Below are 13,226 nucleotides of genomic sequence, written 5' to 3'. Positions count from 1 at the left end.
ACCCAAGCGGTTGTGAAGACGCGCATTACCATCGGCCACGAGGCATCCGGCAAGCCGGTCGAGTTCGACGTCGAGGAACTGCTCGCGACGCGCCTTCTCGTGCAGGGCAATTCGGGTAGCGGAAAGTCGCACCTGCTGCGCCGCTTGCTCGAAGAGAGCGCGGGCATGGTCCAGCAGGTCGTGATCGACCCGGAAGGCGACTTCCCTTCGCTGGCCAAGGAATTCGGTCATGTCGTGATCGATGGTGCGGCCTATGCTCCGGCAGAGATCGAGGCGCTTGCCCGCCGCATCCGCGAGCATCGCGCGAGCGTGGTGCTCGACCTCGACGGGCTCGAGGTCGAACAGCAGATCCGCTGCGCCGCGCAGTTTCTTACCGCGCTGTTCGATGCCCCGCGCGAGCACTGGTATCCCGCGCTGGTGGTGGTCGACGAGGCGCAGATGTTCGCGCCCGCTGTCGCGGGCGAGATTGCCGAGGATACGCGCCGGATGACGCTCTCGGCGATGACCAATCTGATGTGCCGCGGGCGCAAGCGCGGCCTTGCCGGGATCGTCGCGACCCAGCGGCTGGCCAAGCTGGCCAAGAATGTCGCGGCGGAAGCCTCGAACTTCCTGATGGGGCGCACCTTCCTCGATATCGACATGGTCCGCGCAGCCGACTTGCTCGGCATGGAGCGGCGCCAGGCCGAGCGCATCCGCGAGCTCGAACGTGGGCATTTCCTCGCGCTCGGCCCGGCAATCACGCGCCTGCCGCTGGCGGTGAAGATCGGGCCGGTGCGCTCGGGCATGAAAGCTCGTGCCGAAGGTTTAATGGCGCTGCCGGAAACTGCGCCGGCCGATATGGCGGCCTTGCTGACAACCGGACTTGCGTCGGAAGCAGCCAAGGCTGCTCCACCTCCGCCGCCGCCGCCCGCACCTCGCATCGAAGAGGTGGAGGAAAGCATTGCTGCGGCCGAGGAACGCCATGCGCCGCAACCGGGCGCCTCCATCGGCACCAGCGCGGTGGGCGAGCAGATCGAGGCGATTATCGGCGATCTCGCGCAAGTAGATGGGATCGCCTTCCAGTCGGCGAGCGCGCAGTACCAGACGTTTCTCACGCGTTGTCGCCGCGAGCGGCTGATCGGTCCCATGCCCGACATGCAGGCGTTCAAACGCCGCTTTGCGGTCGCGGGTGCGGGGCTGGATGGTCTGGCCGAGAATATACAGGATCAGATCATGCAATTGTCAGAGGGGGTCGAGGAAGACCTTCTCGCCCCCTTCCTCGTGATCGCCAAGGCCGCGCACGCGGGCGAGACGCAGGTCGATGAGGACGCCTTGGCGCGGGCCTATGGCACCGCTTCTCCCGGACGCATTCGGCGCCTGCTCGACCATCTCGAGCGACAGGGGCTGATCGTCGTGCGCGAGGATTTCGGCGGAACGCGAACCGTGCTCGTCCCCGGACTGGCAGGCGAACCAGCCGAATAATTTACCTTGGAGCCCTCGCAAGTTATGAGGGCACCCCTATATGCGAGTAACACACCTCGGAAAATTCTCGGGGCAGGGCTTGTGTTGCCAATATGCAACACCATATCGAGGCGGCAATTCAATGAGGGATAGTCCTAGATGAATCTCGAAAAATTCACCGATCGCGCCAAGGGTTTCCTGCAGAGCGCGCAGACCGTCGCGATCCGCATGAACCATCAACGGATCACGCCGACGCATCTGCTCAAGGCCTTGCTCGAGGACAATGAAGGGATGGCGGCCGGCCTGATCCAGCGTGCCGGCGGCCAGCCCGGTCTCGCAGTCAGTGCGGTCGACGCCGATCTCGCCAAGATTCCGGCGGTTTCTGGCGGCGGCGCGCAAGCAACGCCGGGCCTCGACAACGACGCCGTGCGCGTGCTCGACCAGGCCGAACAGATGGCGGAGAAGTCGGGCGATTCTTACGTTACCGTCGAACGCCTGCTTGGCGCGCTCGCGATCTCCAAGACCAAGGCGGGCGAGGCGCTGGCGGCGGCCAGCATCACTCCGCAATCGCTCGAAGCGGCGATCGGCGAGCTCCGCAAGGGCAAGACCGCCGACAGCGCCAATGCCGAAAGCGCCTATGAAGCGATGAAGAAGTTTGCCCGCGACCTGACCGAGGCGGCGCGTGCGGGCAAACTCGACCCGGTCATCGGCCGCGATGAGGAAATCCGCCGGACGATCCAGATCCTCGCTCGCCGCACCAAGAACAACCCGGCGCTGATCGGCGAACCCGGTACCGGCAAGACCGCCATCGCCGAAGGCCTCGCGCTGCGCATCGCCAATGGCGACGTGCCCGATAGCCTCAAGGGTCGCACGCTGATGTCGCTCGACATGGGCGCGCTGATTGCCGGGGCGAAGTATCGCGGCGAGTTCGAGGAACGGCTGAAGACCGTGCTCGACGAGGTGAAGGGTTCGGATGGGCAGATCATCCTGTTCATCGACGAGATGCACACGCTGATCGGCGCCGGCGCGTCCGAAGGTAGCATGGATGCCTCGAACCTGCTCAAGCCTGCATTGTCGCGCGGCGAACTGCACTGCATCGGTGCGACCACGCTCGACGAGTATCAGAAGTACGTCGAGAAGGACCCCGCGCTCCAGCGGCGGTTCCAGCCGGTCTATATCGAGGAGCCGAGCGTCGAGGACACGATTTCGATCCTGCGCGGGCTCAAGGAAAAATACGAGCTGCACCACGGGGTGAACATTACCGATGCGGCGCTGGTCGCGGCCGCGCAGCTCAGCAATCGCTATATTTCCAATCGCTTCCTGCCCGACAAGGCGATCGATCTGATGGACGAGGCGGCCTCGCGCATCCGCATGGAAGTGGAATCGAAGCCCGAGGAGATCGAGAAGCTCGATCGCCGGATCATCCAGCTCAAGATCGAGGAACAGGCGCTGTCCAAGGAGAGCGACGATGCTTCCAAGGATCGGCTCAAGGCGCTGCGCGAGGAACTTGCCAATCTCGAGCAGGAATCGTCAGAGCTCACCACGCGCTGGCAGAACGAGCGCGACAAGATCCATGCCGAAAGCAAGATCAAGGAAGAGCTCGACTCCGCGCGGATAGAGCTCGAGCAAGCCCAGCGCGAGGGCGACCTCGCCAAGGCTGGCGAGCTTTCCTATGGCAAGATCCCCGAACTCGAGAAGAAGCTCGAGGAAGCGCGCGGCGCCTCCGAGAACGCGCTGCTGCGCGAGGAAGTGACCGAGGAGGATATTGCCTCGGTCGTCAGCCGCTGGACCGGTATCCCGATCGACAAGATGATGGAGGGCGAGCGCGACAAGCTGCTCCAGATGGAGCAACTGCTTGGCAAGCGCGTCATCGGCCAGGCACAGGCGATCGAAGCGGTCAGCAAGGCCGTACGCCGTGCGCGCGCCGGGCTGCAGGACCCGAACCGTCCGCTCGGCAGCTTCCTCTTCCTCGGCCCAACGGGGGTCGGCAAGACCGAGCTGACCAAGGCGCTCGCCGAATTCCTGTTCGATGATGACACCGCGATGGTGCGCATCGACATGTCCGAGTTCATGGAGAAGCACGCGGTCGCCCGGCTGATCGGCGCGCCTCCGGGCTATGTCGGATATGAGGAAGGCGGGGTGCTGACCGAAGCCGTGCGGCGCAGGCCCTACCAGGTCGTGCTGTTCGACGAGGTGGAGAAGGCGCATAACGACGTCTTCAACGTGTTGCTGCAGGTGCTCGACGATGGCCGCCTGACAGACGGGCAGGGCAGGGTGGTCGATTTCTCGAACACGCTGATCATCCTCACTTCGAACCTCGGTAGCCAGTTCCTCAGCCAGATGAGCGACGAGCAGAAGGTCGAGGATGTCGAGCCGCAGGTGATGGACGTGGTGCGCGGTCACTTCCGCCCAGAGTTCCTCAACCGACTGGACGAGATCATCCTGTTCCACCGGCTCGGGCAAGAACACATGGCGCCGATCGTCGAAATCCAGGTCAAGCGCGTGCAGAAACTGCTCAAGGATCGCAAGATCGTACTCGACCTAACCGACGCGGCGCTGCGCTGGCTCGGGCGGGTCGGTTACGACCCTGTCTATGGCGCGCGGCCGCTCAAGCGGGCGGTGCAGCGCTATCTGCAGGATCCGCTGGCGGAGAAGCTCCTTCAGGGCGAAGTGCCCGATGGTTCGACCGTCAGGATCGACGAAGGCGACGGCGCACTCCAGATCGAAGTGGCATAAGCGCCAGCGCCAACCCTTCACAAAAAAAGGGCGGCCGATTGGCCGCCCTTTTCGTTTGCCCTTGGGCGTTCGCTTAGAAGCCGGGGAGACCCGCAAGCTTCACGCGAAGACCGGCGAAGTAGTAACGACCGCGCCAACCTGTTGGCGTGTCGACGAGGCCAAGCACCGGCTGTTCGTTGGTGAAGTTGTTGATGCCGAAGTAGATCGACGCACCCGTATCGGCGATGTCCATCTCGCCACGGATGTCGTGCATGAAGCGCGAACCGATTGTGATGAACTCAGGCGCCGCACGGTCGGGGTTGGCCGCAAGGACGTCCTTCTCGTAGCGGAGCTGTTCACCAATATACTGAACGCCGTAGTTGAGGCTGAAGTTGCCACGCGTGAAGGTCACGTCGGCACTGCCGTTCCACTTCGGAGCACCGGCTTCACCACGGTCGTCGTCAACCGTACCGCCGTTCGACGGCAGGAAGTTGAGCTTGTCGAGGTAACCGACAGTACCGCGCAGCTGGATCTGGCTCGAATCGCCCAGATCGAACTGGTAGCTCATCGTGACGTCCAGGCCCGCAGTTTCGAAGAACGCAACGTTGACCGGGGCCAGACGGAAGCCGTTGACGAAGCCGGTGCCGGGAGCGCGGTCGACGAGGTCGCAGAACTGGTTGTCCAGAGTCGGCGAATCGACGCAGAATTCCGCGAGTTCCGTCAGGGTCGTGGTGTTGATCGCCTGCGAAAGGTCAATGTCGAACCAGTCGGCGCTGAATGCGAAGCCGGGCAGGAAGCGCGGCTGCACGACGACACCGGCGGTCCAGGTCGTTGCTTCTTCAGGTTCGAGGTTCGGGTTGCCCGACACGAAACCAGGGATACTGGCGCTCGAGGCAATGTCCGAACCGTAGTCGTAGGTGTCGAAGTCAGCACCCAGACCTTCGATCAGGGTCCGGCAGTTGGCAGCGCGAACCGGGGCACCGCTCGTCACGTTGGCTGGATCGCAAGGATCCGCGATAAACGAGAAGGTACCCGTGCCTGGCGCGAACAACTCGGTGATGTTCGGTGCGCGAGTCGATTTGGAGTAGCTGCCGCGGAAGCGGACGTCGGTTACCGGCGCCCAGACGCCCGAGACCGACCAGCTGTCCGTGTAGCCCGAGGTCGAATAGTCGGACAGGCGGACAGCCGCACGCAATTCGAGCAGGTCGGCGAACGGCATGTCGGCAAGCAGCGGGAGCGCGAGCTCGGCGAAGCCTTCGATCACGTCGAACGAACCGGTTTCGTCATCAAGCAGAGCGAGGTCGGCCAGGACGCCGCGGTCAGGATCGAAATCCGTCACCTGCTTGGCCAACGGATCGACACGCGAAATGCTTTTCTCCTTGCGGTACTCGCCGCCGACCACGAAGCCGATCGGGCCGCCCGGCAATTCGAACAGCGCGCCGAAGTCACCTGAAACGAAGCCGCTCACGACGTTCTGCGTTAGCGTGAACTTGTTCTGCAAGTCGGCATTGATGAAGTCCAGTGCGGCCTGGCTGGCAACGCCTTCACCAAACACGTTGAGCGGAACGCACTCGTTCGGGCTGAAGGTTTGCGGTGCTTCGCCGTAGTTGAAGTTGAACGAGTCAACTAGGCCGCTGCCGTCCACCGAAACGCGGCAAACCACGTTGCCATTCGGCGTGCCGGTCAGGAACGCTCCCTCGTCCACGGCATCGAGCGCCGCGAAGTAGCGGTCTTCGATACGGTAGTTTTCGGAGATGTAGCGCGTTTCGTTGCGACCATAGACATAGCTCACTTCGAAGCGGGCATTGTCCGAAATGTCACCATCGAAGCCGATGACGCCGCGATAAAGATCACGCTTGAGGATCTCGTTGCGGGTGCCGAGGTCGAAGTTGTCGCGGTTGAACAGCAGACCGTCGAAGAATCCGCCGGTGTTCGCGATGATGTCGCGAATGTTCTGCGGGATGAACGGGTTCTCACCGCCGACATAGGTGAAGAAGTCGAAGGAGGGCTGCGATACCGAGAAGTTCTCGGAGTTCACATACTTCCCTTCGGCGAAGAAGTTCAACGAAGGCGAAATTTCGTAGTTCGCGAACAGGTTGACCGAGTGGTGTTCGGTACGTGCCTGGAGGTCGCCCTGGTAGCTGGCGACTGGCGTGTCGTCGGTGTCAGCAGTACCGGCCGAGCGGAAGCCCGAGTTCGGGAGGAAGACCCCGGCGTTGTAGGGCTGACCGTCACCGCGGAAGGTCGCCACGAAGCTGTTGTCGAGAACCAAGGCGCCGCCCGGTGCACTATCGGCCCAGCCGATGAAGGGCAGCGGGATAAAATCGAACACGTTGGGATCGTCCGGAATGTCGTCCGGGTTGCGGACGAGCAGCGGTGCATCGAAACGGCCATTCGGACGGTCGCCATATGCGACGCGGCCGTCCTTGCGGTATTCGTAAGCGGCCGTGATATTGCCACGACCGTCGGCGAAGTTGGTCCCGGCGGCAATCGAGCCGAAGTAGCTGTCGGCGTCGCCATATTCGGAGAAACCGCGCTGAAGGCGCATGTCGAGGCCTTCGAAGTCCTTCTTCATGACGAAGTTGACCACGCCGGACACGCCGTCCGCCCCGTAAACCGACGATACACCACCGGTAAGCACGTCGATCCGTTCGACCAGAGCGGTCGGGATCGTATTGACGTCGACCGCGGCTTCACCCGAGATGCCAGCGATGTGTCGGCGACCGTCGACGAGAACCAAGGTGCGTTGCGGACCGAGGTTCCGAAGATCGAGCAGGTTGACACCGGTACCGCCGAAGCGGGCCTGCGAACCGGCTGCGTCGAAGTTGTCTTCCGAATTGAACAGTGCGGGCGTCTGGCTCAGAAGCTCGGTCAGGTTCACTTCGCCCGACTGCTCGATGTTGGCAGCGTCGACGGTGACGACCGGATTGGGCCCGGCAACTTCGGGGTTCGTCGCGAGACGAGTACCCGTAACGACGATGGCGGTTTCAGTCTGCGGCGCTTCCGCTTCCGACAGAACGTCGTCCTGTGCGATGGCGGGCGCATTTGCCATGACGGCGGCGATGCCCACGCTGGTATACAGCTTCATGCGGCCAGAATTGGCCATGCGACTCGAAATTTTCATGATCAAAAGTCCCCTTTAGGCTGTCCAGTCAGCCTTCAGTCCGTAAATAACTGCAATCTACGCCCCCGCAGATGCATCAGGCTTCAATGCAAATCTCGTAACCCGGGGGCAACCCTCGCGCCGTGAACGCGGAGCTTTGGGCCGCGCTGTGTAGCACGGATGCAACATCATGGAGTTGCCACAAGTTCTATCTTGTAAAATCAACGTCTAACGCAACTTTGCATTTCAAAGTTCAGCAACAATGCTGCAGGATTCGCGTGACTTCCTTGCTGATTAGTCGCCCGAGCTTGCGCGACCTGATTGGCGCGGATCTTCATAACCGAATTCCTCGCACCATGGCGCGAGTTGGTCGAGTATGGGATCGAGGTGCTCGCGATACCGCAGCCAACGACCAGACGCCCGTTTGTAGATCGGCTCAGTGACCTGAGAATAGCTGGCGGTTGTGATGAGGCCTCTCGACCTCGCCGTAGCAGTGTGATCGAGTAGGCTATCGTCCCACTCCAGTCCCAGCCAGTCGATCAGCGGACGAACCTCCCTCTCGACATCGTCGACTAGCCGCTCATAGCAGATGCTGTGGACCTCGGCACCGAACAAGGCGCGGGAGGTCTTCCAGTGCGTGAAACAGAGATCGTAGAACCGGGCTGCATCCTCGAGCCGCAGGAAGTTCGACATCGCGGGATTGAGGCGGAAATTGCTCATGAAGCAACTCAGCACGACATCGCAGGGATGTCGAAGTGCGAGGATGATCTTTGAGTTCGGGAAGAGGCGCCTGATGAGGGGTAAACGGTAGAGAAACAGCGGCGACTTATCGACGAGCATCTTGCCCGGCGCGAACTCGGCAACTTTCCCAACCTCTTCGTAGTATCGATTGCGTGCCTGTTCGATTTCCCGGTCGCCCATCTGCCCTAACGCGGCCGACCCGCCGATCAATCCCTCCACGATGTTGAGCGGCGGCTGCTCTTCCATCACCACGGTGTCGCGATGCCCCATGACGATCGTGTCGAGCAAAGTGGTGCCCGAACGCGGGAAACCCATCAGGAACACTGGATCGGGGCGCGCATCCTCTATGGAGACCGGTTGCCAACTCTCGCGCCATTCCGGCGTTAGTAGTGCAAGATCGTCTTCGAGCTTCTGTCGCAGTTCTGCGGCACGCTCGAGCGGCTCGCTAGGCGATTCCTCCATTAGCCGATTGGCATGGAGGTAGGCGGCAAACGCCTCGTCGGTCCGGCCCAGGCGGTCTAGCAATGTCGCCCGAATGTGGGCGGTGCGGATCGGTTCGACCTCAGGATCGACATCCTCTACCTTCGACAGGGCTTCTTCAAATTGCTTGAGTCGTCGAAATTCCAGGGCCTCGATGAAGGCGAGCGCATCCTGGGCGATGCCGTTCGCCCTCGCTTCCTCGATCAGCGGGGCGAACATCTCCTCTCGATTGGTATGCTCGTACTGAACGGCCAGACCCAGGTACGCATCGAGCTCCAGCGGGTTGAGGGCGATGCTGCGGCGGTACGCCCGTTCGGAATCCTCTGTCCGGCGCAACACGCCATACTCGATGCCAAGCTTCAGCTGAATATCAGCCGCGTCGGGATTTCGCGCTGCGGCCTCTTCGATGGCGGCAACTGCCTCGTCCTGCTTTTGCTGCGACTTGTACAGTACGTATAGCTGGTAGGGTGCCCGGGAATCGGCGGGGAATTCGTCGCTCGCTGCGGTTAGTTCACGCTCCGCTTCTTCCTCCCGACCGAGCGCGATGAGCGCCGCTATGAGGTTCATGCGGGTGGGGGCGGCGGCTGGCTCGAGGGCGATCGCGCGGCGAAGCACTTCCAATGCGCGTTCGTGTTGATCGCAACCGGCCAGCGCATTGCCAAGATTGTTCAGGCACTCGAAATCGTTGGGTTCACTCGCCAGAATGTATTCGTAGGCTTCCACCGCTTCCGGAAAAGCCTCCAGCTTCTGCGCCAGGAAGGCGCGCAATCTGGCGACTCGCAAGCTTGCGTCGTCGCGCATCAATTCTTCCGAGGCGACGGCCAGCCCTTCACTGTCTTCGCCAAGGTCCATCAGGACGGTAATCAAGTTGCAGGCGATGGTAACGTCGCCGGGACGAGCTTCGTGGGCCTGGCGGAGTTGACCGGCGGCAGCAGCCAAATCGCCGCGGCGTGCTTCGACCATGCCAAGAAAGGCGTGGAACGGTGCCGCTTCGTCCGGATGATTGGCAATCGCATCTTCTGCAATAGCGCGCGCGCCGTCGAAGTTCCCGCCTTGCGCGGCCCTGATAGCCTCGCCGAGCAAGGATTTGGGATCGGATTGAATAGGGGTATCCATCGGCGCTCGTCGTATCACAGCAATCTGGCCAAGCGAATTGGCACATAAAAAACGGAGGGTCTCCATCGGAGACCCTCCGTCTTTATTAGGCAGACTCGGCTTTAGAAGTCGAGCGTAACACCGGCGAAGATGTAACGCCCAAGTGCGTCCCAGGTTGCCGGGTAAGTGTTGCCGTTACACGGACCGGTCGGGCACAGGTTTGTGCCGGCACGGGCGGAGCTGCCCGAAGTGACCAGCGGCGGTTCCTTATCGAACAGGTTGTTTACGCCGATGCGGAAGTTGTAGCGGTCGCCGATGTCGAACGACACAACCGTATCGATGTAGTTGAACGCGCCGATGCGAAGGCCGGGATCGAAGGTGTTGGCCGAAGAGAGCGCATCGTCCGACGAAAGCGTTTCAGCCCGCACCTTACCCACGTGGCGCCACAGCACCGAGAAGCTGAGACCCGAATCGAGGCCCAGGCTTGCGCGGAGCTTGTGCCGCCATTTGGGCAGCGGAGCACCGGCATCGGTACCACCGCCAAGGCTACAGGTCGGACCGTAGAAGCCCGCGCAGTCGTAGATAACCGGGCTACCGTCTGCGTTGGTCAGGCCGTTCTGGACTTCATACTTGTCCAGGTACGTACCCGTGAACGAGAGACCGATTCTTCCGATGCCCGTCGAGCGGGTATAGTTCATCGTGCCTTCGAAGCCGGCAGTCTGGACGCGTCCGACATTGTTCGGAAGGTCTTCGGTGAAGCCGCCCGGGGTCAGCCACAGCGAGCCGGCAGCATCACGGTTGACCAGCCCGCAAGAGGCCGGCGTGAACGTAGCCGAAGCGTTGTCGACGCAGTTCTGGAGGATCGCATCGGGGCCGAACTGCCGGATGGCGTCGTCGATCTCGATGTTGAAATAGTCCAGAGTTGCGGTGAAGCCCGGCAGGAATACCGGATCGAACACCACACCTGCGGTCCAGGTCGAAGCCTTTTCCGGCTGCAGATCGGGATTGCCGCCGAGCAGCGCATTGTACTGGCCAGCCGGGTTACCGGTCACGCCCTGTCCAACGCTGAGGCCCTGAGCGAGACACCCGAAGTCAGTCGCCGTGATGGTGATGCCTGCGCACGGGTCGTTCGAACCGTTGAGGCCGACGGCCGCGGTCCGGAACAGCTCTTCGATGTTCGGAGCCCGTACCGCGCGGTTGTACATCACGCGGAAACGGACGTCTTCGATCGGGGCGATTTCGGCACCCAGCTTGTAGGTATTCGTACCGTAGCTCTTGCCTGCGCTGGTGTCGTAGTCGGAACGACGATAGCCAGCGCTGATCGCGAACAGATCAATGAAGCTGTCCTGAATCACGGGGATCGAACCTTCGGCGAAGAACTCGAGCACCTTGAATTCGCCCGCGATCGGCAGCGTAGCACCGCCCTGACCGGTCAGGTCGCCGGTGGCAAATGCCTGGTCGACCCGCAGTTCGAGCTGTTCCTTGCGCCATTCGGCACCGACGTTGATCACGATACCATCATCGGCCCAAGGCAGGACCGCGCCATATTGACCAAGGTCGCCGGTGAACGAAATGTTGGCGACCTGCTCGATGGTTTCGCCGGACTGGAAGCCAGCCGCGTCGAGATATGCAAGAGCTGCTGCGCTTGCGCCGCCAGCACCTGCAAACACGTCATAAGGTACGCAGTTCGGATCGGCACCAGTGATCACCGAGCGGCAGACAATCTGGCCGTTGGTGGCGCTGCCTGCACGATTATCGACCACAGCATCGAGCGCGTTGTTAAGGCGTGCGATCGAGAATTCGTTCTCGTAGACCTGTGAGAAGTCGACCCGGCCGTACTGGTAGTAGGCATCGTACGACCATGCTGGTCCGAGGTCGCCGGTTGCACCAAGCACGCCGCGATAGGTCGTGTGGCCGAGCTGAGCGCGACGCGGACCACCTTCGATGTTACGACGAAGGAGCAGGAGGTAACCCTGGTTGTAGGTACCGCCCTGGCCATCGGCAAAGTCGATCACGGGTGCGCCGGGATTCGGGTTGTAGCTGGCACCAACAGCAAGCGGGAAGGTCCCGAGGAAGCCGTTGATCAGGTTTTCCGGGCTACAGATCACCGCAAGCTGGTCTGCACCAAGCAGCGGGTTGTCACAGTTGACAGTCAGAGTGTTGCCGAAGTCGCCCGACGGCGCGATCTGCGCGGTCGTCTGGTCATCCATGAACTGGAATTCCATGTACGGACGGAAAACATCGCTCACTTCGTAATCGACAAAGGCGCCCGCAGTGAAGCGTTCGTCGTTGCGCTGGAAGAAGTTGAACGGTGCGAAGTTGAAGCGGTCGAGGCCGTTCACGAATCCGCGGTTCGGAGCGAAGGTGTAGAACGTCGAGGTGCCGACCGTTACGTCGTCATCGAACACCAACGCGTTACCGTTCGGGGTTGTCGCCGAACCGCCGCACTGATTGGCACCGCTGCTCGTGTTCTGGATCACGCAGGAGCTAAAGTCGCGCCGCGACTGAGTGACCGGCTGGATCTTGCGATAGCCACCATACATCATGAAGTGGCCGCGGTCGTCAGCGAAGTTTGACCCGAAGGCTACGGTCGCATCGAAAGTACCGCCGTCGGTCGTATTGCCGTCGGGAAAAGGGAAGCCGCGCGCGTCAAGGAACGGGCGAACGAACTTGTTGTTGTTGTTGTGCTGGTAGAAGCCATAGTTGGCATCGACCCGGAAGCCTTCGAAATCGTCATCCATGATGAAGTTGACGACGCCGGCCACAGCATCTGCACCATAGACCGACGAGGCGCCGCCCGTAAGCACTTCAACGCGCTTGAGCAGAGCTGCCGGGATGATGTTGATGTCGGCTGCGGAACCGCTGCCCGGCTGGGGGTCACCAGGGACAATTCGGCGACCGTTGATCAGCGCGAGCGTACGGCTTGTGCCAAGTGCGCGAAGGTCGACCGTGGCGGTGCCGCTAGCACCGTTGGCATAGGACGAATCCTGACTGGCAGCGACCGAAGGCAGGGAGTTGAGGATGTCCTCAATGCGGGTGGTGCCTTCGAGCTTGATATCTTCGCTGCCGACCACCGTCACAGGTGATGGGGATTCGATGTCGGGGCGTGCGATACGCGAGCCGGTGACGATGATGGGCGCTTCGTCTCCTTCAGTACTTGTCGCGCTATCGAGCTCGCCATCCTGGGCGAATGCTGGTGCACTCAGCGCTGATACTGCCACCATGGCAGTCGTCACGCAGAGGCCATTAAGGAATGACTTTTTCATCCTTGGATTTCCCTCTCTAAAAGTTCAACTTCTCAGGTGCCAGAAACAAGACCAAGTAACTTTGCGCCCAACGGAAAATCCCGCAATTGTTACTCACACGGCACCTAGAGGGCCTTTGGGCTATTTCACCGTCCTATGGCTGTAAAGCAGTGAGAGCCTTCACATAAGACGAGGACGGGGCACCTGTGGCGCGGCGGTTACACTTGAAACCGGTCTCGGGGGCGTGCCGGAAGCCTCGCACGCTCCGTAAGAGTCTAAGATATAAGCCAAACTTTCATCAGGATGAGAATGGGAGGCCGGTTGGCAGGGTCTCGATGTCGCCGAAAAACGACCAGATGCCCAAAAGCAAAGGGCCCCGGGTTTCCCCGAGGCCCTCAAATTTGTGG

The 13,226-nt window shown here is 61.5% G+C and carries 5 protein-coding genes; 2 read left to right on the top strand and 3 right to left on the bottom strand.

All coding sequences use genetic code 11. From position 1 onward, the window contains the following. The first annotated feature begins 12 nt into the window (after positions 1 to 12). Complete coding sequence (locus tag P7228_RS03065; protein ID WP_278016756.1) at positions 13 to 1,461, top strand: ATP-binding protein; 1,449 nt, start codon at positions 13 to 15, stop codon at positions 1,459 to 1,461. 138 nt (positions 1,462 to 1,599) lie between these two features. Next, positions 1,600 to 4,176: an ATP-dependent chaperone ClpB gene (clpB, locus tag P7228_RS03060; RefSeq protein ID WP_278016755.1), complete on the top strand. Its 2,577-nt coding sequence runs from the start codon at positions 1,600 to 1,602 to the stop codon at positions 4,174 to 4,176. A 73-nt stretch (positions 4,177 to 4,249) separates the two neighbouring features. On the opposite strand, the gene P7228_RS03055 is transcribed toward clpB, so the two are convergent. The 3 genes from P7228_RS03055 to P7228_RS03045 all read right to left on the bottom strand — a co-directional run bounded on the left by P7228_RS03055 (position 4,250) and on the right by P7228_RS03045 (position 12,840). Then, complete coding sequence (locus P7228_RS03055; RefSeq protein WP_278016754.1) at positions 4,250 to 7,279, bottom strand: TonB-dependent receptor plug domain-containing protein; 3,030 nt, start codon at positions 7,277 to 7,279, stop codon at positions 4,250 to 4,252. Between the two features lie 273 nt (positions 7,280 to 7,552). After that, the gene (locus P7228_RS03050) at positions 7,553 to 9,595 is read right to left on the bottom strand and encodes a sulfotransferase (protein ID WP_278016753.1); all 2,043 of its coding nucleotides are present in this window, start codon (positions 9,593 to 9,595) and stop codon (positions 7,553 to 7,555) included. Positions 9,596 to 9,696: 101 nt separating this feature from the next. Further along, positions 9,697 to 12,840 carry a TonB-dependent receptor domain-containing protein gene (locus tag P7228_RS03045; protein ID WP_278016752.1) on the bottom strand — a complete coding sequence of 1,048 codons (3,144 nt, stop codon included), beginning with the start codon at positions 12,838 to 12,840 and terminating at the stop codon, positions 9,697 to 9,699. Between the last annotated feature and the right edge of the window lie 386 nt (positions 12,841 to 13,226).

It is taken from the genome of Altererythrobacter sp. CAU 1644 (genome assembly GCF_029623755.1).
Classification (GTDB): domain Bacteria; phylum Pseudomonadota; class Alphaproteobacteria; order Sphingomonadales; family Sphingomonadaceae; genus Erythrobacter; species Erythrobacter arenosus.
Note: the sequence above shows the minus strand (reverse complement) of the source record. Positions and strands in the feature narration are given on the sequence as shown.